Source organism: Raineyella antarctica (assembly GCF_900092135.1).
GTDB lineage: Bacteria > Actinomycetota > Actinomycetes > Propionibacteriales > Propionibacteriaceae > Raineyella > Raineyella antarctica.
Genome location: NZ_FMYF01000010.1, coordinates 102669 through 128626, shown reverse-complemented (window position 1 = coordinate 128626; position 25958 = coordinate 102669). Strand labels below are relative to the sequence as shown.

General features: G+C 71.5%; 25 protein-coding genes and 1 pseudogene. 22 read left to right on the top strand and 4 right to left on the bottom strand.

Going from position 1 to position 25958, the window contains the following annotated elements:
* The coding region (locus GA0111570_RS13940; protein ID WP_483880032.1) for an AAA family ATPase at nucleotides 1-900 on the top strand (900 nt) is incomplete at its 5' end.
* On the opposite strand, the gene GA0111570_RS13935 is transcribed toward GA0111570_RS13940, so the two are convergent.
* A complete protein-coding gene (locus tag GA0111570_RS13935; protein WP_092612545.1) occupies nucleotides 897-1670 on the bottom strand; it encodes a hypothetical protein in 774 nt (257 codons plus the stop codon). The genes GA0111570_RS13940 and GA0111570_RS13935 overlap by 4 nt on opposite strands.
* Before the next feature lie 106 nt (nucleotides 1671-1776).
* On the opposite strand from GA0111570_RS13935, the gene GA0111570_RS13930 reads away from it, so the two are divergent.
* The 9 genes and pseudogenes from GA0111570_RS13930 (at nucleotide 1777) to aroB (ending at nucleotide 10294) form a co-directional block, all read left to right on the top strand.
* Complete coding sequence (locus GA0111570_RS13930; protein ID WP_092612542.1) at nucleotides 1777-2160, top strand: DUF948 domain-containing protein; 384 nt, start codon at nucleotides 1777-1779, stop codon at nucleotides 2158-2160.
* Nucleotides 2160-2375 carry a hypothetical protein gene (locus GA0111570_RS13925; protein WP_092612539.1) on the top strand — a complete coding sequence of 72 codons (216 nt, stop codon included), beginning with the start codon at nucleotides 2160-2162 and terminating at the stop codon, nucleotides 2373-2375. The genes GA0111570_RS13930 and GA0111570_RS13925 overlap by 1 nt, the downstream gene beginning before the upstream one ends.
* Nucleotides 2372-5035: an alanine--tRNA ligase gene (alaS, locus tag GA0111570_RS13920; RefSeq protein WP_092612536.1), complete on the top strand. Its 2664-nt coding sequence runs from the start codon at nucleotides 2372-2374 to the stop codon at nucleotides 5033-5035. Before GA0111570_RS13925 ends, alaS begins: the two co-directional genes overlap by 4 nt.
* The gene (gene ruvX / locus GA0111570_RS13915; protein ID WP_092612533.1) at nucleotides 5032-5526 is read left to right on the top strand and encodes a Holliday junction resolvase RuvX; all 495 of its coding nucleotides are present in this window, start codon (nucleotides 5032-5034) and stop codon (nucleotides 5524-5526) included. Before alaS ends, ruvX begins: the two co-directional genes overlap by 4 nt.
* Nucleotides 5523-6626 carry an endolytic transglycosylase MltG gene (gene mltG / locus GA0111570_RS13910; protein ID WP_092612531.1) on the top strand — a complete coding sequence of 368 codons (1104 nt, stop codon included), beginning with the start codon at nucleotides 5523-5525 and terminating at the stop codon, nucleotides 6624-6626. Before ruvX ends, mltG begins: the two co-directional genes overlap by 4 nt.
* Nucleotides 6626-7456: a shikimate dehydrogenase gene (locus GA0111570_RS13905; protein ID WP_092612584.1), complete on the top strand. Its 831-nt coding sequence runs from the start codon at nucleotides 6626-6628 to the stop codon at nucleotides 7454-7456. The genes mltG and GA0111570_RS13905 overlap by 1 nt, the downstream gene beginning before the upstream one ends.
* A 13-nt stretch (nucleotides 7457-7469) precedes the next feature.
* A complete protein-coding gene (aroC, locus tag GA0111570_RS13900; protein WP_092612528.1) occupies nucleotides 7470-8666 on the top strand; it encodes a chorismate synthase in 1197 nt (398 codons plus the stop codon).
* Nucleotides 8663-9181: pseudogene (locus GA0111570_RS17875) on the top strand (shikimate kinase); the annotation flags it as partial. The gene aroC and the pseudogene GA0111570_RS17875, both read left to right, overlap by 4 nt.
* A gap of 33 nt (nucleotides 9182-9214) precedes the next feature.
* Nucleotides 9215-10294 (top strand): 3-dehydroquinate synthase, encoded by a 1080-nt coding sequence (gene aroB, locus GA0111570_RS13895; RefSeq protein ID WP_217634182.1) that lies wholly within the window; start codon nucleotides 9215-9217, stop codon nucleotides 10292-10294.
* On the opposite strand, the gene GA0111570_RS13890 is transcribed toward aroB, so the two are convergent.
* The gene (locus GA0111570_RS13890; RefSeq protein ID WP_092612525.1) at nucleotides 10281-11459 is read right to left on the bottom strand and encodes a pyridoxal phosphate-dependent aminotransferase; all 1179 of its coding nucleotides are present in this window, start codon (nucleotides 11457-11459) and stop codon (nucleotides 10281-10283) included. The genes aroB and GA0111570_RS13890 overlap by 14 nt on opposite strands.
* A 43-nt stretch (nucleotides 11460-11502) precedes the next feature.
* Here GA0111570_RS13890 and GA0111570_RS13885 point away from each other — a divergent pair, with 43 nt between their 5' ends.
* The 12 genes from GA0111570_RS13885 to GA0111570_RS13830 all read left to right on the top strand — a co-directional run bounded on the left by GA0111570_RS13885 (nucleotide 11503) and on the right by GA0111570_RS13830 (nucleotide 23665).
* Nucleotides 11503-12009 (top strand): hypothetical protein, encoded by a 507-nt coding sequence (locus GA0111570_RS13885; protein ID WP_139283258.1) that lies wholly within the window; start codon nucleotides 11503-11505, stop codon nucleotides 12007-12009.
* Between the two features lie 60 nt (nucleotides 12010-12069).
* On the top strand, nucleotides 12070-12627 hold the full coding sequence (gene efp, locus GA0111570_RS13880) for an elongation factor P (RefSeq protein WP_092612519.1): 558 nt from the start codon (nucleotides 12070-12072) through the stop codon (nucleotides 12625-12627).
* Nucleotides 12624-13040, top strand: coding sequence for a transcription antitermination factor NusB (gene nusB / locus GA0111570_RS13875; RefSeq protein ID WP_092612516.1), 417 nt, complete (start codon nucleotides 12624-12626; stop codon nucleotides 13038-13040). Before efp ends, nusB begins: the two co-directional genes overlap by 4 nt.
* Nucleotides 13041-13062: 22 nt before the next feature.
* Nucleotides 13063-14187, top strand: coding sequence for a glutamine-hydrolyzing carbamoyl-phosphate synthase small subunit (gene carA, locus GA0111570_RS13870; RefSeq protein ID WP_092612513.1), 1125 nt, complete (start codon nucleotides 13063-13065; stop codon nucleotides 14185-14187).
* A gap of 3 nt (nucleotides 14188-14190) precedes the next feature.
* Entirely contained in the window at nucleotides 14191-17541 is a 3351-nt protein-coding gene (gene carB / locus GA0111570_RS13865; RefSeq protein ID WP_092612510.1) for a carbamoyl-phosphate synthase large subunit, read from the top strand.
* Between the two features lies 1 nt (nucleotide 17542).
* Complete coding sequence (locus GA0111570_RS13860) at nucleotides 17543-18637, top strand: quinone-dependent dihydroorotate dehydrogenase (protein WP_092612507.1); 1095 nt, start codon at nucleotides 17543-17545, stop codon at nucleotides 18635-18637.
* A 13-nt stretch (nucleotides 18638-18650) separates the two neighbouring features.
* Complete coding sequence (gene pyrF, locus GA0111570_RS13855; RefSeq protein ID WP_092612504.1) at nucleotides 18651-19493, top strand: orotidine-5'-phosphate decarboxylase; 843 nt, start codon at nucleotides 18651-18653, stop codon at nucleotides 19491-19493.
* Between the two features lie 48 nt (nucleotides 19494-19541).
* Nucleotides 19542-19853: an integration host factor, actinobacterial type gene (gene mihF / locus GA0111570_RS13850; RefSeq protein ID WP_092612501.1), complete on the top strand. Its 312-nt coding sequence runs from the start codon at nucleotides 19542-19544 to the stop codon at nucleotides 19851-19853.
* Nucleotides 19854-19915: 62 nt separating this feature from the next.
* Nucleotides 19916-20410, top strand: coding sequence for a guanylate kinase (gmk, locus tag GA0111570_RS13845; protein ID WP_245703221.1), 495 nt, complete (start codon nucleotides 19916-19918; stop codon nucleotides 20408-20410).
* Nucleotides 20411-20450: 40 nt separating this feature from the next.
* A complete protein-coding gene (gene rpoZ / locus GA0111570_RS13840; protein ID WP_092612495.1) occupies nucleotides 20451-20867 on the top strand; it encodes a DNA-directed RNA polymerase subunit omega in 417 nt (138 codons plus the stop codon).
* A gap of 8 nt (nucleotides 20868-20875) precedes the next feature.
* Entirely contained in the window at nucleotides 20876-22093 is a 1218-nt protein-coding gene (gene coaBC / locus GA0111570_RS13835; RefSeq protein WP_092612492.1) for a bifunctional phosphopantothenoylcysteine decarboxylase/phosphopantothenate--cysteine ligase CoaBC, read from the top strand.
* An 81-nt stretch (nucleotides 22094-22174) separates the two neighbouring features.
* Nucleotides 22175-23665: an HNH endonuclease gene (locus GA0111570_RS13830; protein WP_092612489.1), complete on the top strand. Its 1491-nt coding sequence runs from the start codon at nucleotides 22175-22177 to the stop codon at nucleotides 23663-23665.
* On the opposite strand, the gene GA0111570_RS13825 is transcribed toward GA0111570_RS13830, so the two are convergent.
* Entirely contained in the window at nucleotides 23651-25036 is a 1386-nt protein-coding gene (locus GA0111570_RS13825; RefSeq protein WP_092612486.1) for an RsmB/NOP family class I SAM-dependent RNA methyltransferase, read from the bottom strand. The genes GA0111570_RS13830 and GA0111570_RS13825 overlap by 15 nt on opposite strands.
* Nucleotides 25033-25956: a methionyl-tRNA formyltransferase gene (gene fmt, locus GA0111570_RS13820; protein WP_092612483.1), complete on the bottom strand. Its 924-nt coding sequence runs from the start codon at nucleotides 25954-25956 to the stop codon at nucleotides 25033-25035. The genes GA0111570_RS13825 and fmt overlap by 4 nt, the downstream gene beginning before the upstream one ends.
* Between the last annotated feature and the right edge of the window lie 2 nt (nucleotides 25957-25958).

The window sequence follows — 25958 nt, the reverse complement described above, 5'->3', positions numbered from 1 at the left end:
TTCTCGGTGATCTCGCCCCTGCTGTCCCGTTCGCTGCTGCTGACCCTGCGCCCGCTCACCGAGGAGGGCGTCGGCCAGCTGCTCGACCGGGCACTTGACGACGAGAGGGGACTGCGGACCCCGGACGGCGGCCTGTTCGAGCTTGCCGATGATGCCCGCGAAGCATTGCTGCGGATGTCCGGCGGTGACGCGCGCCGGTCACTGACCTACCTGGAGGAGGCCGCGGCCGGAACGGCGGCCCGGGGCGGCACTCGGATCGACCTGGCTGCCCTCGAGCAGGCCGTCGACCGTGCCGCAGTCCGGTACGACAAGGGCGGCGACCAGCACTACGACGTGACCAGCGCCTTCATCAAGTCGATCCGCGGGTCCGACGTCCAGGCCTCCCTGCACTACCTGGCCCGGATGCTGGAGGCGGGGGAGGACCCCCGCTTCATCGCCCGCCGGCTGGTGATCTCCGCCAGCGAGGACATCGGGATGGCCCAGACCTCGGTGCTGCAGACCTGCGTCGCCGCCGCCCAGGCAGTCCAATTGATCGGCATGCCGGAGGCCCGCCTGACCCTGGCGCACGCCACTGTCGCGTGTGCGATGGCGCCGAAGTCCAACGCCGCCTATCTCGGCATCGCGGCCGCCATCGCGGACGTACGGGCCGGCAAGGGCGGGAGCGTCCCGGCGCACCTGCGCGACGCCCACTACGCGGGGGCACAGTCGTTGGGGCACGGCAGGGGATACGTCTACGCCCACGACGAGCCACATGCCGTGGCGCGCCAGCAGTACCTGCCCGACGACCTGCTCGGGGCCCGCTACTACGAACCGACCCGCAACGGCGCCGAGGCGGCGATGGCCGACCGGCTCGAGGTGTTGGAGGACCTGCTCGGCAAGCGGGACCGGCCCTCGGGCTAGGCCGTCGCCGGGGCCACGAACTCCACCGCCGCGTCGGTGGAGGACTGCAGCCAGGACCGGATCGCGTCGACGTCGGTGCCCGGGCGCAGCCCCGCGAGGTGGTCCAGCACCATCGAGGTGTCCCGCCACGGGGTGAAGTAGAGCTCACCCGCGGCGGTGATCCGCTCCTCACCCCCGAACGCACGGTGCCAGGGCCGCTGCTCCACCTCGGCGAACTCCATGAACCAGCACTGCGGGGTGTACTCGGCCACCGCGCTCTCCGGATCGACCCCGACCCGGACGACCAAGGGACCCAGCCGGCGCTCGGCCACATCCCGTCCGTCCACCGACTGACGCGACCAGCCGTTCGACAGGAAGGCGTGCAACCAGTCGGCCGGGGCGCGCTCCGGCGGTGTCGCCCCGCCCTCCAGCTGTCCGGTCCACTCGAACCCGGGCGCGTCCGCGGCCCACGCCAGCAGTCCGCTGCGCTTGTTCAGCTCGACCAGCAGGGTGGCCACCGAGACGTTCTCCAGCGCCAGCACCTCGTGCAGCTCCTCGGCATCCGGACCCACCACGTGGAAGCTCTCCGACGCGTGCAGCCGCCAGAACGACACCAGCCAGGAGCGGTCGGCGGGCCAGGCGCCGAGGCCCTCCGGGCAGGGCACCGGCGGTTCGTACTGCAGCACACGGATGCTCAGCCCGTCCGGGCGCCGGCGATAGGCGCCCTCGTGGTGGTGGTAGGAGCCCTGCTCCCACCCGGGGAAGGCCTCGGTCCAGCTGGAGCTCACCATGCGCCCACTCTATTGGCTGCGTGCAGGAGTTGTCGGACCCGGGCTGTAGGGTCGGCACTGTCGAAAATCCCAACCGTGCGCCCTTGCACGACATGGAGGTAAGCAGATGACCGTCGGTGCCATTGCCGGCCTGATCGCAGCCCTGGCGGCGCTGCTCCTGGTCGGATTCCTCGCCCGGCCCCTGCTCAAGCTCGCCCGGGTCCTGGAGGAGGTCCGCCTCGTGGTGCGTGACTTCGGGCATTCGCTGGTCCCGATCATGTCCGAGCTGCGCGGCACCGTGACCGCTGCGAACTCCGAGATCGAGAAGGTCGGCCTGATCACCGAGGACGCCTCCCGGGTGACCGCGAACGCCTCCACCGTCGCGCGCAGCGCGGCCGAGCTCGCCACCCTGTTCAGCGCCACCGTCGGCGGCCCGCTGGTCAAGACCGCTGCCTTCTCGTACGGCATCCGCTCGGCGATGGTCAAGCGCCGCAAGCACGGGGTGCGCTGATGCGGCAGACCGGGCGCAATGCGCTGTGGTTCCTGGTCGGGGCGACCGTCGCGGCGGTGGCCGTGGTTGCGGGCCGACGCATGATTGCTATCAGCAAGGACACGCCTGCCCTGGAGCGGGTGTCCGAGTTCATCGATGACGTACGGCGGGCAGCCGCCGAGCGTGAGGCGGAGATCCGCGACACGCTGAACATGCCTGAGGAGGGCGACGAATGAAGACTGCCGACATTCGGCGGACGTACCTCGAATTCTTCGAGAACCGGGGGCACACGCTGGTGCCCTCGGCGCCGCTGGTCTACAACGACCCGACGCTGCTCTTCGTGAACGCAGGCATGGTGCCGTTCAAGCCCTACTTCGTCGGTGACGAGGTGGCGCCGTTCAACCGTGCCGTGAGCTCGCAGAAGTGCGTCCGGACCCTCGACATCGAGGAGGTCGGCAAGACGACCCGCCACGGCACGTTCTTCCAGATGCTGGGCAACTTCTCCTTCGGCGACTACTTCAAGCAGGGCGCGATCGAGTACGCGTGGGAGCTGGTCACCACCCCGCAGGCCGAGGGCGGCTTCGGGTTCGATCCGGAGAAGATCTGGACCACGGTGCTGACCGATGACGACGAGGCCTTCGAGATGTGGCGTGCCTGCGGGGTGCCCGCCGAGCACATCCAGCGCCGTGGCCTGAAGGACAACTACTGGAACATGGGTGTGCCCGGGCCCGGCGGCCCGTGCTCGGAGATCTACATCGACCGTGGCCCGGAGTTCGGACCCGAGGGGGGCCCCGAGGCCGACGAGGACCGCTTCCTGGAGATCTGGAACCTGGTCTTCCAGACCCAGGACCTGTCCGCGGTCCGCTCCAAGACCGACTTCGACGTCGCGGGCGACCTGCCCAAGAAGAACATCGACACCGGTGCCGGGCTCGAACGCATCGCGCTGCTGTTGCAGGGCAAGAACAACATGTACGAGATCGACGAGGTCTGGCCGGTGATCGCCCGCGCCGCGGAGTTGGCCGGCAAGACCTACGGTGCCGACCACGAGGACGACGTGCGGCTGCGCGTCGTCGGGGACCACATCAGGTCCAGCCTGATGCTGATGTCCGACGGTGTGGCCCCCGGCAACGAGGCCCGCGGCTACGTCCTGCGCCGGCTGCTGCGCCGCGCCATCCGAGCGATGCGCCTGTTGGGCGTCCATGACGAGGTGCTGCCCGAGCTGCTGCCGATCAGCCGCAACCTGATGAGCGAGTCGTGGCCCGAGGTGGTCAGCAACTGGAAGCGGATCAGTGAGGTCGGCTACGCCGAGGAAGCGGCCTTCCGCCGCACCCTGACGTCGGGCACCCAGATCTTCGACGTCGCGGTGAAGAAGGCCAAGGAGGCCGGTGAGGACTCGCTGTCCGGGGCGGCTGCGTTCCAGTTGCACGACACGTACGGCTTCCCGATCGACCTGACCCTGGAGATGGCCGAGGAGCAGGGCCTGCAGGTCGACCGCAAGGCCTTCGGCACGCTGATGCAGGAGCAGCGCGAGCGGGCGAAGGCCGATGCTCGCGCGAAGAAGGGTGGCCTGGTGAACACCGAGGCCTACCGCGAGCTGCGGGCGGCGGGGGAGACCCCGTTCACCGGCTACAGCGAGCTGGCCGGCCAGACCAAGGTGCGCGGCATGCTGCTCGACGGCCGGCCGGTGACGACAGCGAAGGCCGGGGACGTCCTCGAGCTGGTGCTCGACGAGACCCCGTTCTACGCCGAGTCCGGCGGCCAGGATGCCGATCGCGGCATCATCAGCGGCAGCGGCCTGCACGCCGAGGTCCTCGACGTCCAGCGGCCGGTTGCCGGCCTGGTGGTGCACACCGTCCGGGTGGGCGAGGGTGAGCTGGCGCTGCGCCAGCGCGTCGACGCGTACGTGGACTCCGACTACCGCTTCGGCGCCCGGCAGGCCCACTCGGCCACCCACCTGGTGCACGCCGCGCTGCGCGAGCTGGTCGGTCCCACGGCCGTCCAGGCGGGCTCCTACAACAAGCCGGGCTACCTGCGCTTCGACTTCAACGCCAACCAGGCGCTGTCGAAGGACCTGCAGCAGGCCGTCGAGGGTCGCACCATGGAGGCGATCAACGACGACCTCGAGGTCAGCACCTCGATGATGAGCCTGACCGACGCCAAGGCCGCCGGTGCGATGGCGATGTTCGGCGAGAAGTACCCCGAGCGGGTCCGCGTGATCGAGATGGGCGGCCCATGGTCGCTCGAGCTGTGCGGCGGGACCCACGTCTCGCACACCTCGCAGGTCGGGCTGGTCTCGATGTCCGGGGAGTCCTCGATCGGTTCGGGCGTGCGCCGCGTGGAGTTCCTCGTCGGACCGCAGGCGTTCGACCACTTCGCGGCCGAGCGCCAGCTGGTGCTGGGACTCGCCGAGGCATTGAAGACCCAGCCCGACCAGCTGGCCGACCGCGTCGCCCGGATGTCCGAGCAGCTGAAGGCGGCCGAGAAGGAGCTGGCGGCCTACCGCACCAAGGAACTGCTCGGCAACGTCGGCGCCCTGGTCGACAAGGCCGCCCAGATCGGCGCCACCACTCTGGTCGCGGAGTCCGCGCCGGGTGTGGCGGCCGCCGACCTGCGGACCCTGGCGATGGAGATCAGGGCCCGCCTCGGCGAGCGCGCCGGCGTGGTGGCGCTGGTCGGTGGCAGCGACAAGCCCGCGGTCGTCGTGGCGACAACGGCGGCCGCCCGCGACCTCGGCCTGTCGGCCGGCGACCTGATCCGGGTGGCCTGCACCGAACTGGGTGGCAAGGGCGGCGGCAAGCCGGACCTGGCCCAGGGCGGCGGCACCGACGCCACCCGCGTGCCGGAGGCGCTCGCCGCGGTCCGGGAGGCAGTGACCAAGGTGGACGCCGGCCGATGAGTCTGCGCCCCGGGGTCCGCCTCGGTGTCGACTGGGGAGATGCCCGCATCGGCGTGGCGGCCTGTGACCGGGCCGCCATGCTGGCGTACCCGATCCGGACCGTGCAGGTGCGCGGCGACGAGGGTGCTGCCATCGCGGAGATCCTTGACATCGCCGAGGAGTACGGGCCGATCCTCGAGGTCGTCCTGGGACTGCCCCGGACACTGAAGGGCAAGGAGGGCCCGGCGGCGCAGAAGATGCGCCAGCGTGCCGCCACGCTGCGTCGCCGCCTCGACCCCGGCACCGACCTGCGACTCGTCGACGAGCGCATGACCACAGCAGCCGCCGCCCGTGGCCTACAGGCCGCGGGGCGCAACACCCGCAACCAGCGCGCCGTGATCGACCAGGCCGCCGCGGTGGCCATCCTCGAGCACGCGCTCTCCGTGGAACGCTCCACCGGCGCACCCGCCGGGGAGCTCGTGGAGCCGACCGACCAGGAAGACCCCAGATGAGCCACTTCTTCGAGGAAGAGCAGCCCCCGCGCAGGCGCCGCGGCAGCAGGACCAAGAGCATCGTCGCCGTCGTCGTCGCCGTCCTCGTGCTGGTCGGCGGCGGCTGGTTCGCGGTGGACCGGCTGGGCGGCGCCCTGCTGGCCAGCGACTACTCGGCCGGCACCGCGCAGGAGCCGGTCACCGTGACGATCCCCAGCGGGGCGACCCTGACCGACATGGCCGGCATCCTCGCCGACGCCAGGGTGGTCGAGTCGCAGAAGGCGTTCGTCCGGGTGGCGCGGTCCGACGAGCGGGCCACCGCCATCCAGGCCGGTGACTACCGGCTGGCGACCCACCTGTCAGCCAAGGAGGCGCTGGCGGCACTGCTCGACCCGGCCTCCAAGGTGGCTGAGCAGATCACCCTGCGCGAGGGCCTGACGCTGCAGAAGCAACTCGACGCCATCGCCGAGCAGAGCGGAATCCCGCGTGCGCAGTTCGCCGCCCTCGCCAAGGACCCGAGCACCCTGGGCCTCCCCTCGTACGCCAAGGGCCTGGAGGGATACCTGTTCCCGGACACCTACCAGTTCGGTGACAAGACCTCCGCCGAGCAGATCCTGCGCACCATGGTCGACCAGTACAAGACCGTCGCCGCCCAGGTCGGGCTGGAGCAGGCCGCTGCGAGTATGGGTCGCAACCCCGCCGACGTGGTCACCGTCGCCTCGATCGTGGAGGCCGAGGTCTTCAACGAGGGCGACCGGGCCAAGGTCGCCCGGGTGGTCTACAACCGGCTGGACAAGGGCATGCCGCTGCAGCTGGACACCACCGTGAAGTATGTCAACGGGCTGGACGGCAAGGTGACCACGACAGACCAGGAGCGGGTCAAGGACAGCCCCTACAACACCTACCTGCACGCCGGCCTGCCGCCGGGCCCGATCGGAGCGCCGGGCAAGGCCGCCCTGGACGCCGCGGCGCACCCGGCCGCGGGCAGCTGGCTCTACTTCGTGGCGGTCAACATGGAGACCGGCGAGACCAAGTTCGCCACCACGTTCGAGGAGCACAACAAGTACGTCGCCGAGTTCCAGTCCTGGTGCCAGGCCAACAAGGCCAAGGGCCTGTGCTGATGGCCGCTCGCCACTGCGCCGTGCTGGGCTCCCCGATCGAGCACTCGCTCTCCCCGGTGCTGCACCGGGCGGCGTACGAGGCTCTCGGGCTGGCTGACTGGACGTACGACGCGCACCGGGTCGAGGAGGGGCAGCTGGCCGGCTTCGTCGCCGGCTGTGGCCCGGAGTGGGTCGGGCTCAGCCTGACCATGCCGCTCAAGCGCGTGGTGCTCGACCTGGGTACGCCCAGCGTGACGGCCGCCCTGGTCGGCGCAGGGAACACCCTGCTGTTCGACCACGAGCAGGGGCGGCACCGGGTGGAGAACACCGATGTCACCGGGATGACCGCCGCCCTGGTCGGCGCCGGGGTCGCCGGGGCCCGGCGCGCGCTGCTGGTCGGCGCCGGGGCAACCGCCCGGTCCTCGCTGGCGGCCCTGGCACCGCTGGGGGTCGGGACCGTGACGGTGATGGCCCGGTCGGCGGAGCGCGCGCACGCCAGCCTGGACCCGGTGGCCACCCACTTCGGCATCCGGCTGCTGGTGATCGAGTGGGGCACTGTGCCCACCGCCCACCACGACGTGACGATCGCCACCGCCCCGACCGAGTTCGCGCCGGAGGACGCCGCCCGGATCGCGGCGGTGTCACCGGTCCTGTTCGACGTCATCTACGACCCGTGGCCGACCACGCTCGGTGCGGCGGCCCAGGCCGCGGGGGCCGTGGTCCTTGACGGCGTGGACCTGCTGGCCCACCAGGCCGTCGGCCAGGTGAAGCTGTTCACCGGATCGGACCTGGACGTGACAGTGCTGTTGTCTGCAGGGCGGGCGGCCCTCGCCGCCCGCCGGGACCAATGAGAGAGTGACCCCTATGCTGCGTTGGTTGACTGCCGGAGAATCCCACGGCCAGGCCCTGGTTGCCGTGCTCGAGGGACTGCCCTCCCACATCCGGGTGACCTCGGAGGAGATCGCCGAGTCCCTGGCCCGGCGCCGACTGGGCTACGGCCGCGGTGCCCGGATGAAGTTCGAGGCCGACCAGGTCACGATGATCGCCGGTGTCCGGCACGGGGAGACCCTCGGGTCCCCGGTCGCGATCCAGGTCGGCAACACGGAGTGGCCGAAGTGGGAGACCGTGATGTCGCCCGACCCGGTCGACCCGGAGGTCCTCGCCGACCAGGCCCGCGGCGCGAAGCTGACCCGGCCCCGCCCCGGCCACGTCGACCTGGCCGGCATGCAGAAGTACGACTGGGACGAGGCACGCCCGCTGCTGGAGCGTGCCTCCGCGCGCGAGACCGCGGCCCGGGTGGCCCTGGGACGGGTCGCCACGAACTTCCTCGAACAGGCCTACGGCATCCGGATCCTCTCGCACGTGGTCGGCCTGGGCGCCGTCACGACGCCGGTCGGGCTCTACCCGACGAGCGACGACCTGCCCCGGATCGACGCCGACCCGGTACGCTGCGCCGACCCCGACGCCAGTGCCGCGATGGTGGCCGAGATCGACGCCTGCCACGAGGCCGGTGACACCCTCGGGGGCGTTGTCGAGGTCCTCGCCTGGGGCGTGCCCGCCGGATTGGGCTCACACGTGCACTGGGACCGGCGGCTCGATGCCCGCCTGGCCGAGGCGCTGATGGGGATCCAGGCCATCAAGGGCGTCGAGGTCGGCGACGGCTTCGAGTTGGCGCGGGTGCGCGGCTCCCGGGCGCACGACGAGATCGTGCCGGGGGAGGACGGCATCCACCGGCTGACCCAGCACGCCGGCGGCACCGAGGGCGGTATCTCCACCGGCGAACTGCTCCGGGTCCGGGCGGCGATGAAGCCGATCGCCACCGTCCCACGGGCCCTGCGGACCATCGACACCTCCACCGGTGGGCCCGCGGTGGCCCACCACCAGCGTTCCGATGTCTGTGCGGTGCCCGCCGCCGGTGTGGTCGCCGAGGCGATGGTCGCCCTGGTGCTGGCCCAGGCCTGCCTGGAGAAGTTCGGTGGCGACTCCGTCGGCGAGACCCGCCGGAACTACGAGTCCTACCTGGCCGACGTGGCCGCTCGCGGGCTGGCGATCCAGGAATGACCGCCACGACACCCCTGTCCGGGACCCGGCACCTGACCGCCCCGCTGATCCTGATCGGTGCCCCCGGCGCCGGCAAGTCGACGGTCGGCCGGCTGCTCGCCGAACGCCTCGGCTGCGACTTCATCGACGCCGACGAGGTGATCGAGGCCCGCGAGGGCAGGACCGTCCGCGACATCTTCGCGTACGACGGCGAGCCCGCCTTCCGCGAGCTGGAGCGGGTGGTCACCCTCGACCTGCTCGACCGGGCCGCGGTGATCGGCCTGGGCGGCGGGGCCCCGATGACCCCGGCGATCCAGGAGGCACTGGCCGGCCACACCGTGGTCTGGCTGGAGGTGGCCGCCGGCCACGCCGCCGACCGGGTCGGCCTCAACGTCGCCCGCCCGCTGCTGCTGGGCAACGTCCGCGGCCAGATGCGCAAGCTGCTGGAGGCCCGGCTCCCCACGTACGCGGCGCTGGCCACCCACCGGGTCGCCACCGACGAGCTCACCCCCGACCAGGTCGCCGACGCCGTCATCGACCTGGTCCACCCGACGCTGCAGGAGCCCGCGATGCCCGAGGCGATCGACGTGCACGCCGAGCACCCCTACTCGGTCCTCGTCGGTCCTGGCACCCTCGCCGAGCTGCCCGCCCTGGTCGGTGACACCCGGCGGGTCGCCGTGCTGCACCCCGCCGCGCTGGCCGACGTCGCCCGCCGGATCAGCGCCGCGCTCTCCGCCGAGACCGCCCTGGTCGAGCTTCCCGACGGCGAGCAGGCCAAGACCGTCCAGGTCCTGGCCGCGTGCTGGGACCGGCTCGCCGAGGCCGGCTTCACCCGCTCGGACCTGGTGGTCGGGCTCGGCGGCGGAGCGACGACCGACCTGGCCGGCTTCGTCGCCGCCTCCTGGCTGCGCGGGATCCGGTTCGTCACCGTGCCCTCGACGGTGCTGGGCATGGTGGACGCGGCAGTCGGCGGCAAGACCGGGATCAACATCCCGGCCGGCAAGAACCTCGTCGGCGCCTTCCACGAGCCGATCGGCGTCCTGTGCGACACCGACCTGCTGCGCACCCTCGACCAGCGCGAGCTGCGCTCCGGGATGGCAGAGGTGGTCAAGTGCGGCTTCATCTCCGACCCGCGGATCCTGGACCTGGTCGAGGCCGACGTCGCGGATGCGCTGGTCCCGGCCGGGGAGCGCCAGACCGAGGTGATCCGGCGCGGCATCGCGGTCAAGGCGCGGGTGGTCTCCGACGACCTGCGCGAGCGGACCAGCACCGCCGGCGCGATCGGGCGCGAACAGCTCAACTACGGCCACACCCTGGCCCACGCGATCGAGAAGCGCGAGCACTTCCAGTGGCGCCACGGGGAGGCGATCAGCGTCGGGATGGTGTTCGTCGCCGAGGTCGCCCGCCGGCTCGGACTGGTCGACGACGCCCTGGCGGACCGGCACCGTACCCTCCTGGAGGCCGTCGGCCTGCCCACCCGCTACGACGCCGACGCCTGGCCCGAGCTGCGCGCCACCATGGCGCTGGACAAGAAGAACCGCGGCACCACCCTGCGACTGGTCGTGCTGCGCGGGCTGGCCGAACCGACCATCGCCGAGGCAGTCGACGAGGACCTGCTGGCCGAGGCGTACGCGGCTACCTGTCGCTGAGCCCGGCCAGCCGCTCCGCGGCCTCGGTGAGCACCTCCGGTCGCTTGCAGAACGCGAACCGGACCAGCGACCCGACCCCGGCCGGGTCGGCGTAGAACACCGAGCTGGGCACGGCCACCACCCCGCACAGGTCCGGCAGTCGCCAGCAGAAGTCGACCGCGTCGTGGTAGCCCAGCGGGGCGATGTCGGCGGTGACGAAGTAGGTGCCCTCGCTGGGGTGGACCGCCATCCCGGCGGAGACCAGGCCCGGCACCAGCAGGTCGCGCTGGGCCTGCATCCGGGCACCCAGTTGCGCGAACCGCTCGTCCGGCAGCGCCAGGCCCTCGGCGACGGCCCACTGGAACGGGCCACCGGACACGTACGTCAGGAACTGCTTGGTAGTGGTCACCGCGGTGACCAGCTCGGGGGTGGAGCAGACCCAGCCGATCTTCCAGCCGGTGGTGGAGAACGTCTTGCCGGCCGAGGAGACCTGCACGGTCCGCTCGAACATGCCCGGCCAGGTCGCCAGCGGCCGGTGCGTGCGCCCATCGAAGAGCAGGTGCTCGTACACCTCGTCGGTGAGCACCAGCAGGTCGTGCTCCACCGCGACTCGCGCGACGATGTCCAGCTCCGCATCGGTGAGGACGTGCCCGGTCGGATTGTGCGGAGTATTGACCACCACCAGCCGGGTGCGCTCGGTCAGCACCGCCCGCAGGTCGTCCTCGTCCAGGCGGTACGCCGACTCGGTGTCCGAGGGATGGCGCAGCCGGACCGGACGCGGCACCGCCCGGGCCATCACGATCGCCGCGGTGTAGGAGTCGTACGTCGGCTCGAGCACCACCACCTCGTCGCCGAGGTCGCACAGCGCCAGGATCGCAGCGGTGAGGGCCTCGGTCGCCCCTGCGGTGACCAGCACCTGCGTGTCCGGGTCGTACGCCAGGCCGTAGTGGTGCTGCTGGTGGGTCGCGATCGCCTGCCGCAGGGGGGCGATCCCGCGCCCCGGCGGGTACTGGTTGTGCCCGGACCGGATCGCCCGGACCGCGGCCTCCAGCACCTCGGGCGGGCCGTCGGTGTCGGGGAAGCCCTGGCCGAGGTTGATGGCGCCCCGCTCGGCCGCCAGTGCGCTCATCGAGGCGAAGATCGTGGTCCCGAAGGAACGCATCCGGGGGACGAGGTGGTCGGTCATGGTCCCACGCTACCGACGCCCACGGGAGTGGCATGCTGAGCGCATGTCCGAGGAGCGTTACGTGTCGTACGCCCCGCGGGTGGCGCTCCAGGCGCTGCCGGCGGTGGCCCTTTTCCTGCTCGCCCTGGCCTGGATCGCCCTCGGCGCCGGCGGGTGGCGCTGGGCGGGTGTCGGCCTGGCCCTGGCCGCCGTGCTGCTCGGGATGGAGCTGGTCCGGGCGAGCATGGTCGTCCTCGACGACGAGGGCTTCCGCCATCCGGGTGGCCGGACGGTGGAGTGGACGGCGGTCGAGGACGTGCAGGTCGTCCCGGGCAGGCAGGGCCGGACCCTCGTCGCCACCACCGGGGACGGAGAGCGGGAGTTGTTCGGGGAGCGCTGGCGGCACCGCCCCGAGGGCGGCTTCGAGGACCGGGTCGCCCGGTGCCGGACCTGGGCCCGCACGTCGGCCGGGCCCACCCCGCGGCGCGCGCTGCCGCCTGAACCAGGCCACCGACGCGGCCGCGGAACGCGGCAACGGGACGGATTGGGTGAACGCGGGCTGACAGACTAGACTCACTCGACGGCCCGCCCGGCCGGGTGGTCCGCGATCGGTGGCGAAAGGCGGAGAAGCGTGGCTTCCACGAATGACATCAAGAACGGCATGATCCTCGATCTGGACGGCCAGCTCTGGCAGGTCCTGTGGTTCCAGCACCACAAGCCGGGCAAGGGCAACACCGTCGTCCGCACCAAGATCAAGAACATCATGTCCGGCAAGATCGTCGACAAGACGTTCAACTCCGACACGAAGGTCGACACCGCCACCGTTGACCGTCGGGACATGCAGTACCTCTACAACGACGGCGAGAACTACGTCTTCATGGACGTGACCAGCTTCGAGCAGTTCGAGCTGCGCCCCGAGACCGTCGGCGACGCGAAGGACTTCCTCCTGGAGGAGAACACCGCCAACGTCGCGATCCACGAGGGCATCCCGCTGTACATCGAGCTGCCCGCCTCGGTGGAGATGGAGATCACCTACACCGAGCCCGGCCTGCAGGGTGACCGCTCCACCGGCGGCACCAAGCCCGCCACCCTCCAGACCGGCCGCCAGATCCAGGTGCCGCTGTTCCTGAACGTGGGCGACCGCGTCAAGGTCGACACGCGCACCGGTGACTACCTCGGCCGTCTGTGACCGCCGCGCCCCGTCACCCCTCGTCCACCCGGCACAAGGCACGCAAGCGCGCGCTCGACATCCTCTTCGAGGCCGAGCTGCGCGGGCGGTCGGTGCTGGTCACGCTCGCTGAGCGTACGGACGCCGCCGAGCCCCCCGTCCGCGAGTACACCGGCGAGATTGTCCGCGCCTTCGACGCCCACGCCGAGGACGTCGACGCCCGGATCAGCGCGGCCCTGGCGAAGGACTGGTCGCTGGACCGGATGCCCCGCGTGGACCGTACGGCCTGCCGGATCGCCGTGACCGAGATGGCCTACCTGGGCCTGCCCGTCGGGGTCGCCATCACCGAAGCCATTGCCCTGGTCGAGGAGCTCTCGACCGACGAATCCCCGACATTCGTCAGTGGTGTCCTGAACAACGTCGTCATCGACTGATAAACGGAAGGACCGTTCTCCCATGCCCGTTGCCCGTCATCGCGCACTGCTCGTACTGGAGGACGGTCGACACGTTGTCGGCCACTCCTTCGGGGCCGAAGGTGAGACCTTCGGTGAGGCGGTGTTCTCCACCGGCATGACCGGCTACCAGGAGACGCTGACCGACCCGTCGTACCGCAACCAGATCGTCGTCGCGACCACCCCCCACATCGGCAATACCGGCTGGAACGACGAGGACGACGAGTCCTCCCGGATCTGGGTGAACGGTTACGTCGTCCGCGAGCTGTCCCGGATCCCCTCCAACTGGCGCTCCCGCCGCAGTCTGGAGGATGCCATGCGCGAGCAGGGCATCATCGGCATCTCCGGTGTCGACACCCGTGCCCTGACCCGCCACCTGCGCGAGCTCGGCGCCATGCGGATCGGTATCTCCACCACAGAGACCGACCCGCAGGCGCTGCTCGAGCGCGTGCGCGCCCAGCCCTCGATGGCCGGGCAGAACCTGGTCGAGGACGTCACCACCGAGCGTACGTACGTCGTGCCAGCGATCGGGGAGAAGAAGTACACCGTCGCGGCCGTCGACCTTGGCATCAAGTCGATGACCCCGCACCGGCTCGCCGAGCGCGGCGTCGAGACCACCGTCTTCCCGGCCGACGCGAGCTACGAGGAGCTGATGGCGATCCGGCCCGACGGGGTGTTCTTCTCCAACGGGCCGGGCGACCCGGCCACCGCCGACGCGCAGGTGGCGCTGCTTCGGCAGGTGCTCGCGGGCGGCACGCCGTTCTTCGGCATCTGCTTCGGCAACCAACTGTTCGGCCGTGCGCTGGGCTTCGGCACCTACAAGCTGAAGTACGGCCACCGCGGCATCAACCAGCCGGTCAAGGACCTGTCCACCGACAAGGTCGAGGTGACCGCGCACAACCACGGCTTCGCCGTCGACGCGCCGCTGCAGGGGACCACGCAGACCCCGTACGGCCTGGCGCGGGTGAGCCACGTCAACCTGAACGACGACGTAGTCGAGGGACTGGCACTGGACGACTCGGAGGGCAACCTCAAGGCGTTCTCGGTGCAGTACCACCCGGAGGCGGCCGCCGGGCCGCATGACGCGCGTTATCTGTTCGACCGTTTCGTCCAGCTGATGGAGGCCTGAGATATGGGACGCCGCACCGACATCGAATCCATCCTCGTCATCGGCTCGGGCCCGATCGTCATCGGTCAGGCCTGCGAGTTCGACTACTCCGGCACGCAGGCCTGCCGGGTGCTGCGCGAGGAGGGCTACCGGGTCATCCTGGTCAACTCCAACCCGGCCACGATCATGACCGACCCGGAGTTCGCCGACGCGACCTACCTGGAGCCGATCACCCCCGAGTTCGTCGAGAAGGTGATCGCCAAGGAGCGCCCCGACGCGCTGCTGCCGACCCTGGGCGGGCAGACCGCCCTGAACACCGCCGTCGCGCTGTACAACAACGGCGTGCTGGAGAAGTACGGCGTCGAGCTGATCGGTGCCTCGGTCGAGGCGATCCAGCGCGGTGAGGACCGCGAGCAGTTCAAGCAGATCGTCGCTGCCCTGGACGTGCCCGGCCCGAAGGCCGAGTCCGCCCGCTCGTTCATCTGCCACACCATGGACGAGTGCCTGGCCGCCGCCGAGGAGCTCACCTACCCGGTCGTCGTCCGCCCCTCCTTCACGATGGGCGGCCTCGGCTCCGGCTTCGCGTACGACGAGGAGGACCTGCACCGGATCGCCGGCGCCGGCCTGGACGCCAGCCCCACCACCGAGGTGCTGATCGAGGAGTCGATCATGGGCTGGAAGGAGTACGAGCTCGAGGTCATGCGCGACCACGCCGACAACGTGGTCGTGGTCTGCTCGATCGAGAACTTCGACCCGGTCGGCGTACACACCGGCGACTCGATCACCGTCGCCCCGGCGATCACGCTGACCGACCGCGAGTACCAGCACATGCGCGACGTCGGTATCGCCATCATCCGCGCGGTCGGTGTCGACACTGGCGGCTGCAACATCCAGTTCGCGATCAACCCCGAGGACGGCCGGATGGTCGTGATCGAGATGAACCCGCGCGTGTCGCGCTCCTCGGCGCTGGCCTCGAAGGCCACCGGCTTCCCGATCGCCAAGATCGCCGCCAAGGTCGCCGTCGGCTACACCCTGGACGAGATCCCCAACGACATCACCGCCGAGACCCCGGCCTCCTTCGAGCCGACCCTGGACTACGTCGTGGTCAAGGTCCCGCGGTTCGCGTTCGAGAAGTTCCCCTCCGCCGACGACACGCTGACCACGCACATGAAGGCGGTCGGCGAGGTGATGGCGATCGGCCGCAACTTCACCGAGGCCCTGGGCAAGGCCCTGCGCTCGATGGAGGACCCGACCGCGCCGCTGGACGTGGCCGGCGAGATCACCCAGACCGTCGAGGAGCTGCTGACCTCCGCGGCCCGGCCCCACGACGGCCGGATCAACGACGTCTACCGGGCCCTGCGCGCGGGTGCCACTCCGCAGCAGGTCTTCGACGCGACGAAGATCGACCCGTGGTTCATCGACCAGCTGGTGCTCGTCACCGAGGTCGTCGAGGAGCTGCGCCAGGCCCCCGAGCTGACCCCCGAGCTGCTGCTGTACGCCAAGCACCACGGACTCTCCGACGCCCAGATCGGCGACATCCGCGGCCTGCGGACCGACGTCGTCGCCGGCGTGCGCTGGGCCCTGGGCATCCGCCCGTCCTACAAGACGGTCGACACCTGTGCCGCCGAGTTCGCCGCCCGCACCCCGTACCTGTACTCGTCCTACGAGCTGGACGGCGCCGAGAGCGAGGTGGCCCCGCGCGAGAAGGAGGCGGTGATCATCCTCGGCTCGGGCCCGAACCGGATCGGACAGGGCATCGAGTTCGACTACTCGTGCGTGCATGCCTCGATGACCCTGCACGAGGCCGGCTACGAGACCATCATGGTCAACTGCAACCCGGAGACCGTCTCCACCGACTACGACACCTCCGACCGGCTCTACTTCGAGCCGCTGACGCTCGAGGACGTGCTGGAGATCTACCACGCCGAGGCACTGGCCGGCCCGGTCGCCGGGGTGATCGTCCAGCTCGGCGGGCAGACCCCGCTGAAGATGGCCCAGGACCTCAAGGACGCCGGCGTGCCGATCGTGGGCACCAGCCCGGAGTCGATCGACCTGGCCGAGGAGCGCGGCGCCTTCGGCGCGGTGCTGGAGGAGGCCGGCCAGCGGGCCCCCAAGTACGGCACCGCGTACTCCTTCGAGGAGGCGCGCAAGGTCGCCGCGGGGATCGGCTACCCGGTGATGGTCCGTCCCTCGTACGTCCTCGGCGGCCGCGGGATGGAGATCGTGGACAGCGAGGAGGCACTCGGCGACTACATCATCCGCAACGCCTCGGTCTCCCCCCAGCACCCGGTCCTGATCGACCGCTTCCTCGACGATGCGACCGAGATCGACGTCGACGCGCTCTTCGACGGCACCGACATCTACCTCGGCGGCGTGATGGAGCACATCGAGGCGGCCGGCGTGCACTCCGGCGACTCGGCCTGCTCGCTGCCCCCGGCCACCCTCGGCCAGGAGGTCATCGACGAGATCCGCCGGTCCACCCGGGCGATCGCCGAGGGTGTCGGCGTCCGCGGCCTGATCAACATCCAGTACGCCCTGCAGGGCACCACCCTGTACGTGCTGGAGGCCAACCCGCGCGCCTCGCGTACGGTGCCCTTCGTCTCGAAGGCGACCGGCACCCAACTGGCCAAGGCGGCCGCCCGGATCATGCTCGGCGAGTCGATCGCCGACCTGCGGGCCTCCGGCATGCTGCGGGCCGAGACCGACGGCGCCGCGATCTGGCCTGGCCTGCCGATCGCGCTGAAGGAGGCGGTGCTGCCCTTCAACCGGTTCCGCACCAAGGAGGGCCAGTTCGTCGACACCCTGCTCGGTCCGGAGATGAAGTCGACCGGTGAGGTGATGGGCCTCGACGACGACTTCGGTACCTCGTTCGCCAAGGGCCAGATCGCCACGTACGGGTCGCTGCCGACCAGCGGCACGATCTTCGTGTCGGCGGCCAACCGGGACAAGCGCAACATGGTGTTCCCGATCAAGCACCTGGCCGACATGGGCTTCCGGATCATGGCGACCGGCGGCACCGCCTCGGTCCTGCGGCGCCACGGCGTCGAGGTGGTCGAGGTCCGCAAGGCCAGCGAGGGCCGCGGCCCGAACGGCGAGCCGACCATCGTCGACCAGATCAACGATGGCGAGGTCGACCTGATCTTCAACACCCCGCACGGCTCGGTCCAGGCCGGTTCGCAGCCGCGCAGGGACGGCTGGGAGATCCGGACGGCCGCGGTGCTGCACAACGTGCCCTCGGTGACCACCAGCCAGGGCCTGTCCGCCGCAGTCCTCGGCATCGAGGCGATGCGCAGCGGCGAGGTTTCCGTGCGCTCCCTGCAGGAGTGGGAGGCGATCACCAAGGGGATCGTCGCCGAGCACGCCGGGAACGCCTGAGATGGACCTGCACCTGCCGGGCCCTCTGGTCGACGCCGTCTATGACGGCGTCGGCCGGCCGACCCTGTTCCGCCTCGGCGGCGGGGACCCCGAGGTCGCGCACGAGACGACCCTGGACTGGCTCGCCTGGTGGGGCCGCACCCCCGCGCGTCGGGCCGTGCTGGACCTGGCGTTCGGCAGCACCGGGCAGCCGGTGGAGGTGGCCGGCATCCGCTTCGACGGCCCCGTCGGCCTGGCCGCGGGGATGGACAAGAACGCCCGGGCCCTGAAGGCCTGGGCCCACCTCGGCTTCTCGCACGTGGAGTTCGGCACCGTGACCGGCCACCCCCAGCCCGGCAACCCGCCGCCGCGGATGTTCCGGCTGAAGTCCTCGCACGGTGTGATCAACCGGATGGGCTTCAACAACGACGGCTCCGCCGCGATGGCCGCTCGGCTGGAGCAGCACGGCGTGCGCCGCGGCAACCTCGCCGCCGGCCTGCCGATCGGGGTGTCGATCGGCAAGACCAAGGCGGTGGCACTGGAGGACGCGGTCGACGACTACCTGGCCTCGCTGCGTCGCCTGGCGCACATGGCCGACTACCTGGCGATCAACGTCTCCAGCCCCAACACCCCGGGCCTGCGCTCCTTGCAGGGTGCCGGCGAGCTGTCGGTGCTGGTCCGGACGCTGGTGGGGGAAGCCGCTGCCCGGGCGGCCGCCTCGCCACAGTCCGTCCTCGGCCCGGTCCCGATCTTCGTGAAGATCGCCCCGGACCTGGAGTGGTCGGCGATCGACGAGGCGCTGGCGGTGTGCGAGTCGGCCGGCGCGGCCGGCGTGATCGCCACCAACACCACCCTCGGCCGTGACGGCCTGGCGTTCGAGGACCGGCCGCTGGCCACCGAGGCGGGCGGCCTGTCCGGCGCCCCGTTGACCGCCCGGGCCCGCGAGGTCGTCTCGTACGTCACCTCGCACACCCGCCTTCCGGTGGTCGGGGTCGGCGGGATCATGACCGCCGACGATGCCCGCGCGATGCTGGATGCCGGCGCCGCGCTGGTCCAGCTGTACACCGGCTTCATCTACCACGGGCCCGGCCTGGTCCGCGACATCAATCGGCTCTGACGCAGGAGGCACCATGCCGCACATCCCCTACGGCGCACGACTGGCCGAGGTGACGGCCGCCCGCGGTCGCCTCTGCGTCGGGATCGACCCGCACCCCTCGATGCTGGACGCCTGGGGGCTGGAGCGTACGGTCGCCGGGCTGGAGTCCTGCGCCCGCGGCATGGTCGAGGCCCTCGGCGCGACCGTGGCGGTGTTCAAGCCGCAGTCGGCGCTGTTCGAGGAGTACGGCTCGGCCGGCATCGCCGTGCTGGAGCGGACCCTCGCCGACATCCGGGCCGCCGGCGCGCTGTCGCTGCTGGACGTCAAGCGCGGCGACATCGGCTCGACGATGGCCGGCTACGCGCGCGCCTACCTGCTCGACGACGCCCCGCTGGCCGCGGACGCGATCACCCTGAGCCCCTACCTGGGCTACGGCTCGCTGCAGCCGGCGATCGACCTGGCCATCGCGAACGGCCGGGGCGTGTACGTGCTGGCTCGGACCTCCAACCCGGAGGGGGACCACGTCCAGCTCGCCGCCGGCGCGGACGGTCGACCGGTCGCCCAGCAGATCGTCGACGCCGCGACAGCGACCAACGTCGCCGCCGGCGCCTCCGGAGCGGGCGGGATTCCGGGGCCGGTCGGGCTGGTGGTGGGGGCCACCCGGGTCGATACTGGAATCGACCTGGACGCCTTCAACGGGTCGATCCTGGCTCCGGGAATCGGTGCCCAGGGCGGAAAGTTGGACGACCTCCCCACAATTTTCGGCACTTCACTAGGCAATGTGCTCCCGACGACGAGCCGTGGTGTGATGGGGCAGGGGCCTGACGCCGATGAGCTGCGCCAGGCAGCACGTCTGAATGTCATGACCATGGGCTGAGGATGCCCCCGTGAGGCACGGGACATCCGGCCCGGAAGGGGGCCCGCAGTGCCCATCCCACCCTTGAGCGAGGAGCAGCTGCATGCGGCCCGGGCCGCTGCCGCTGGCGCGCGCCGGGAGCGCGCAGCCGTCAAGGAGAAGGTCCGGACCCGGCAGTTCACGGTCGGGGACGTGCTCGACCTGGCGGCCGAGAACGATATCATCGCTCACATCCGCGTCGTGGACCTGCTGAAGTCTGTCCCGCGGATCGGCCCCAAGCGGGCCGAGGTACTCATGGAACGGTTCGCCATCTCTCCGGGAAGGAGGTTGCGCGGACTGGGTCGCCACCAGATCGATGCGCTGAAGAAGGAGTTCTCGTGACCGAATCCCCCGGTCGGGTCGTCGTCCTCTCGGGACCGACGGCGGTCGGCAAGGGAACGGTCATGGCGCACCTGCGTCGGCTGCACCCGGAGGCGTACGTCTCGGTCTCCGCGACCACGCGGCCGTCCCGCCCCGGTGAGGTCAACGGCGTGCACTACTGGTTCCTCAGCGATGAGGAGTTCGACGATCTGGTCGACAACGGCGGACTGCTCGAGTGGGCCACGGTACATGGCGCGGCCCGCTACGGCACGCCGCGGCGCCCCGTGGAGGAGGCCGTCGCGGCCGGCCACACGGTCATCCTGGAGATCGACCTGCAGGGTGCCCGGCAGATCAAGGCGTCCTGGCCCAGCGCGTACCTCATCTTCCTGGCGCCCCCGAGCCGCGAGGAGTTGGTTCGCCGGCTCCGCGGCCGCGGCACCGAGTCCCCCGAGGAGCAGGCCCGCCGGCTGCGGACCGCCGAAGAGGAGTTGGCGGCCCAGGACGAGTTCGACACCGTTGTCGTGAACGACGAGTTGGGGCAAACGGTGAACAAGCTGGTAGAGTTGTCTGGTCTGTGACACCGTCAGTGCCACGCCCCTAGGTTGCAGAAGGCTGATCTTGACTAACGAATCCACGCCCCCGGGGATCACGAACCCCCCGATCGACGACCTGCTGACGAAGGTGGACTCCAAGTACCGCTTGGTCCTGTTCGCCGCCAAGCGCGCCCGGCAGATCAACGCCTACTACGCACAGCTCGGCGGTGGCCTGCTGGAGAACGTCGGCCCGCTGGTCGAGACCGAGATCCAGGAGAAGCCTCTGTCGATCGCCATGCGCGAGATCAACGAAGGCCTGCTCGAGTACACCCAGATCGATCCCGAGGCCGAGGCCGCTGCCCAGCAGGCCGCCTTCGGCGAGGACTTCCTCGAGGGCGACTTCGGGTCGTACGACTTCGGCGACGGCCTCGACATGGGTGACGGTTTCGACCTGCCCGGCAGCGAGCCCCTCAACGAGCAGCCCGACGAGAAGCAGGACTGACCCGGACCATGGCCCGAGTGGTGCTCGGGGTCGCCGGAGGAATCGCGGCCTACAAGGCTTGCGAGGTGCTCCGACGGCTCCGGGACTCCGGACATGACGTCCGCGTCGTCCCCACCGCGAATGCGCTGAATTTCGTCGGCGCCGCCACCTGGGAGGCCCTGTCCGGCCATCCCGTCTCGACGCAGGTCTGGGACGACGTCCACGAGGTCCCGCACGTACGGATCGGGCAGCACGCCGACCTGGTCCTCGTCGCCCCCGCGACCGCCGACCTGATGGCGCGCGCCGCGACCGGGCGTGCCGACGACCTGCTCACGAACATCCTGCTCACCGCGCACTGCCCGGTGGTGATGTTCCCTGCGATGCACACCGAGATGTGGCTGCACGCGGCCACCCAGGCGAATGTGGCGACGCTGCGCAGCCGCGGCGTCGTCGTGGTGGACCCGGACTCCGGCCGGCTCACCGGTGCTGACACCGGCCCGGGGCGCTTGCCCGACCCGGTCGACATCCGCGCTGTCGCCGAGGCGGTGGTCGAGGAACCCGGGCTGGCCCCGGGCGCCGCGGCACAGGACATGGCCGGACTCCGCGTCGTCGTCTCCGCCGGCGGGACGCAGGAGCAGATCGACCCGGTCCGCTACCTGGGCAACCATTCCTCCGGCCTGATGGGCATCGGCATCGCCCGGGCCGCCCGCCTGCGCGGCGCAGAGGTCATCCTGGTCGGCGCACACATGGACCACGAGCCGCCCGCCGGGGTATCCGTACGCCGCGTCTCCTCGACCGGTGACCTGGCCGCCACTATGGCCGAACTGTCACCGCAGGCCGACGTGGTCGTGATGGCCGCCGCCCCCGCCGACTTCACCGTCGCCGCGGCTGCCGGGCACAAGATCAAGAAGGTCGGCGACGCCGGGCTCTCCCTCGACCTCGTCCAGACCACCGACGTCCTCGCGACCCTGGCGGCCTCGCGGCACGAGGGCCAGACCATCGTCGGGTTCGCGGCGGAGACCGCCGACAGCAGGGAGCACCTGCTGGAGCTGGGCACCGCCAAGCTGGCCCGCAAGGGCGCCGACCTGCTGGTCTGCAATGACGTCAGCGGTGGCAAGGTCTTCGGCCAGGCCCGGACCAGCGTCGTGGTCATCGACCGGGACCGCATCGTCGCCGAGGCCACCGGCTCCAAGCAGGTCGTCGCGCACCGGATCTGCGACGCCGTCCTGGCCCAGCGCGCGGACTGAACCGCCTGCCCCTCCTGGGCCTGTTCCGGTCCGAACCGTGGGTTCGGAAAAATGTCTGTGGGCACTCCTAGCGTTGTCGTCATGACAGGTACGACCGGGGACGGTGACCACAGCCGCTGGCAGGGACCCGTGGGGGACACCCTGGCCTGGGTCGACCCGTCCGCGCCTCCGCCGGGGTCCGATGCCGCGACCTGTGACCAGCTGTCGGCCCTTTGCTCGCTGCGGACCGCTGCCGAGGCCCGCGAACTGGTCCTGATCGCCCACCTGTGCGACACCGCGCCCGCTCCGACCGGGCCCCCGGTGCCCGGGCAGGCCCGACTCGTTCCCGGAGGCGCGGACGGGACCCCTCGGATCCCCGAGTTCCTCCATCTGGAGGTCGGGCCGCTGCTCGGGTTGACCCCCTATAGCGCCCGGCGGCTGGTGTCCGACACCCTGGACCTGCGGCACCGGCACCCGCGCACCTGGCAGGCCGTGCTGGCCGGACGGGTCAGGGTCGGTCTCGCGCGCCGGGCCGCCGCCCTGTGCGCGGCGGCGGGCCTGCGCAGGGACCAGGCCCGGGCGGTCGACGACGCCGTGGCCGAGCGACTGCCGGCACTGTCGTTCGGTCGCGGCGTGGCCCTGGTCGAGGCGGAGATCATCCGCGCCGACCCGCAGGCCCAGCGCCGGCGCGAGGAGGCCGCCCGGCGGCAACGCTTCGTGCGGCTCGGCCGGCAGGACACCTCGGGCACCCGAATGCTCTTCGCCCGGCTGCCCGCCGCCGACGCGATCCACGTCCGTGCGATGGTCGAGCGGCTCTCCGGCATCCTCGCCGATCTGGGTGACACCCGCTCCCAGGGCGAGCGGGATGCGCGGGCCCTCGGCGTGATGGCCACCCCCGCACGGGCCGTCGCGCTGCTGGCCGGGGCCGCCGCTGCGGCCGCGCCCGGACCGGCGGGGGAGGGCGACCCCGATGCCGGGATGCGGGCGCCCTGGTCGGCGCCCGAAGCGCTCCGGGAGGTCGCCGACCTGCTGCCGACCACGGACCTGGATCGGCTCGCGCCGCCCACCCCGCTGTACGTCCACGCGAACGCAGCCCACCTCGGCCCCGACGACCTGGCCCGGGTCGAGGGCGGCGGGGCGATCCTGCTCGACCGGCTCCGCGAGCTCCTGGCCGACAGCAAGGTCCGGCTCACGCAGGTGATCGACTGTCGCGACACCACCGCCGTCGATGCGTACGAGGTCCCCCCGGCCATGCGCGAGCAGCTGAACCTCACCGAGCCGGTGGAGGTGTTCCCGTGGTCGGTCCGCCGCTCCCGTGGCCTCGACGCCGACCACTGCCGCCCGTACGTTCGTGGCCGCCCCGGGCAGACCCGGATCACGAACCTCGGGCCTCTGACGCGCCCGGTTCACCGGGCCAAGACCCACGCCGGCTTCCGCCTCACCACCTTGGGCGGTGTCCGACTATGGCGTACGCCGATCGGCCGTCGCTACACGGTCTCGCGCGACGGCACCCGCCGCTGGTCGCAGTACACCAGTGACCTTGAGGCGCTGGTCGGCCACCGACTCTCGCGAAGGCCCTCAGCGGACCCGTAGCAGCGCCAGGAACATCGCATCGGTCCGGTGCCGGTGCGGCCACAACTGGACGAACCGCTCGCCGCCCCACGGGTCCCGGCGCCCGCAATCCGGCACCTCCGGCAGCAGCGCCGGCGCGTCCAGCAACTCGACGCCGGTCTCCTCGACGACCGCCTGCACGACGTCCTCGGTCTCGGCCTCGTGCGGCGAGCACGTCACGTACGCCACCACGCCCCCCGGGGCGGTCGACCGGATCGCGGAGACCAGCAGTTGTGCCTGCAGCGGTGCGAGCTCGTCCACGTCCTCGGGGCTGTGGCGCCAGCGCGACTCCGGGCGGCGACGCAGCGCGCCCAGTCCGGTACACGGCGCGTCGAGCATCACCCGGGTGAAGGCCTGCGCCGCCCAGGCCGGGCGGGTTCCGTCCGCACACAGCACGCCGATCGGCGGGTCGTACCCGCGCAGGCTCTGGGCAACCAGGGCCGCCCGATGCTCCTGCAGTTCCGATGCCAGCAGGTCCTCGCCCCGATCCCGGGCCAGTCCGGCCAGCAGCGCCGCCTTGCCGCCCGGGCCGGCACACATGTCCAGCCACCGGCCGGCCGGGGCCTCGACCCGGAACAGCGCGAGCGCGACCAGCTGCGAGCCCTCGTCCTGGACGCCGGCGCGTCCCTCGCGGACTGCTGCCACGTCCGCCGGGTTGCCCTCCAGCACCGCCCCGTAGGGGGAGTAGATCGTGGCGACGGCCCCGGCATCGACCAGCTCGTCGCGTTCGGCCAGGCCGGGACGCACCACCAGGGTCGGGCGCGCAGCGACGTTGTCGGCCTGCAGCGCCTCGACCGCCTCGTCCCCGAGCACGTCGACGTACGCCTGGGCGATCCACAGCGGATGGTGGGTCCGCACCGCGAGTTCGGCGGTGCCGGTGCGCCCGGCGGCCAGCTGGTCCAGCCAGCCGTCCAGGTCCTGGGCGGCCACCTTGCGCAGCACGGCGTTCACCAGGCCGGTGACCCGTTCCCCGATCGCCGAACGGGCCAGGTCCACCGCGCTGTCCACCGCGGCCCGGGTGGGGGTACGCATCGACAGCACCTGGTGGGCTCCCAGCCGCAGCACGTCGACGACCGCCGGCTGCAGCGACGACAGCGGGCGCCCGGCCGCGGCCTCCAGCACTGCGTCGTACGTGCCCTCGAGCCGGCAGGTACCCGCCACGAGTTCGGTGGCGAGGGCGGCGTCGCGGTCGTCGAGGTGCCGGCGGTCCAGGATCTCCCCGAGCGCCAGGTTGGCGTACGCCCCGGCGGCGTGCACCGAGCGCAGCGCGTCGTACGCCGCCCGCCGGGCCTGGTCGACCGGCCGTCGCGGACCGCGCGCACCCCGCCCACCACTCGTGCGCCCGGCGCTCATCGTCCGAACCGGATCGTGTCGGTGTGCAGGCCGTTGGCCCAGGCGGCAGCCTCCATCGCCTTCTTCCCGGCGGGCTGGACGCGCAGCAGCTCGAGCCGGCCGGTGCCGGTGTGCACGAAGAGGCGACGACCCTCCTGGTCGACCCGTCCCGGATCGGTGGAGGGGGTGTCCGTCGGCAGCACCTCGTGCAGGCGGAACTTCTGGCCGTCCAGCGTCGTCCACGCGCCGGGGGCCGGGGTGCAGGCACGGACCACGCGGTCGATCACGTCGACCGGGGCGCCCCAGTCGACGTGGGCGTCCTCGACCTCGATCTTGGCGGCGTACGTCCCGCCCTCGGCCGGCTGCTCGACGAACTCGGCGGTGCCGTCCTCGATCCGGTCCATCGTCTCCACCAACAGTTGTGCGCCGCTCGAGGCGAGCCGGGTGAGCAGGTCGCCGGCGGTCTCGCGCGCACCGATCGGGGTGCGGATCTCACCGCAGACCGGCCCGGCGTCGAGGGCCGGCACGATCAGGAAGGTGACCGCGCCGGTCTCGGACTCACCGTGCAGGATCGCCGACTGCACCGGCGCCGCCCCCCGATAGGCGGGCAGCAGGGAGAAGTGCAGGTTGATCCAGCCGTACGTCGGGATGTCCAGGACCGGCGTCGGCAGCAGCGCACCGTACGCCACCACCGGGCAGCAGTCGGGAGCCAGGGCGCGCAGGGCGTCCTGGAACTGCGGGTCGCGCGGGTGCTCGGGCTTGAGGACGGGAAGGCCCAGTTCGGCGGCGCGCGCGGCGACCGGACTGGGGCTCAGCGACTTGCCACGGCCACGCCGGGCATCGGGTCGGGTGACCACCCCCACCACCTCGTGCCGGGAGGCGACGAGCGCCTCCAGGCTGGGGACGGCGACATCGGGGGTACCGGCAAAGACAAGACGCACCT

Bases quoted from the DNA above. Each gene is read 5' to 3' on its own strand.
- GA0111570_RS13935 (WP_092612545.1), bottom strand. From the start codon at position 1,670: ATGGTGAGCTCCAGCTGGACCGAGGCCTTCCCCGGGTGGGAGCAGGGC.
- GA0111570_RS13930 (WP_092612542.1), top strand. From the start codon at position 1,777: ATGACCGTCGGTGCCATTGCCGGCCTGATCGCAGCCCTGGCGGCGCTG.
- GA0111570_RS13925 (WP_092612539.1), top strand. From the start codon at position 2,160: ATGCGGCAGACCGGGCGCAATGCGCTGTGGTTCCTGGTCGGGGCGACC.
- alaS (WP_092612536.1), top strand. From the start codon at position 2,372: ATGAAGACTGCCGACATTCGGCGGACGTACCTCGAATTCTTCGAGAAC.
- ruvX (WP_092612533.1), top strand. From the start codon at position 5,032: ATGAGTCTGCGCCCCGGGGTCCGCCTCGGTGTCGACTGGGGAGATGCC.
- mltG (WP_092612531.1), top strand. From the start codon at position 5,523: ATGAGCCACTTCTTCGAGGAAGAGCAGCCCCCGCGCAGGCGCCGCGGC.
- GA0111570_RS13905 (WP_092612584.1), top strand. From the start codon at position 6,626: ATGGCCGCTCGCCACTGCGCCGTGCTGGGCTCCCCGATCGAGCACTCG.
- aroC (WP_092612528.1), top strand. From the start codon at position 7,470: ATGCTGCGTTGGTTGACTGCCGGAGAATCCCACGGCCAGGCCCTGGTT.
- aroB (WP_217634182.1), top strand. From the start codon at position 9,215: ATGCCCGAGGCGATCGACGTGCACGCCGAGCACCCCTACTCGGTCCTC.
- GA0111570_RS13890 (WP_092612525.1), bottom strand. From the start codon at position 11,459: ATGACCGACCACCTCGTCCCCCGGATGCGTTCCTTCGGGACCACGATC.
- GA0111570_RS13885 (WP_139283258.1), top strand. From the start codon at position 11,503: ATGTCCGAGGAGCGTTACGTGTCGTACGCCCCGCGGGTGGCGCTCCAG.
- carA (WP_092612513.1), top strand. From the start codon at position 13,063: ATGCCCGTTGCCCGTCATCGCGCACTGCTCGTACTGGAGGACGGTCGA.
- carB (WP_092612510.1), top strand. From the start codon at position 14,191: ATGGGACGCCGCACCGACATCGAATCCATCCTCGTCATCGGCTCGGGC.
- GA0111570_RS13860 (WP_092612507.1), top strand. From the start codon at position 17,543: ATGGACCTGCACCTGCCGGGCCCTCTGGTCGACGCCGTCTATGACGGC.
- pyrF (WP_092612504.1), top strand. From the start codon at position 18,651: ATGCCGCACATCCCCTACGGCGCACGACTGGCCGAGGTGACGGCCGCC.
- gmk (WP_245703221.1), top strand. From the start codon at position 19,916: ATGGCGCACCTGCGTCGGCTGCACCCGGAGGCGTACGTCTCGGTCTCC.
- coaBC (WP_092612492.1), top strand. From the start codon at position 20,876: ATGGCCCGAGTGGTGCTCGGGGTCGCCGGAGGAATCGCGGCCTACAAG.
- GA0111570_RS13830 (WP_092612489.1), top strand. From the start codon at position 22,175: ATGACAGGTACGACCGGGGACGGTGACCACAGCCGCTGGCAGGGACCC.
- GA0111570_RS13825 (WP_092612486.1), bottom strand. From the start codon at position 25,036: ATGAGCGCCGGGCGCACGAGTGGTGGGCGGGGTGCGCGCGGTCCGCGA.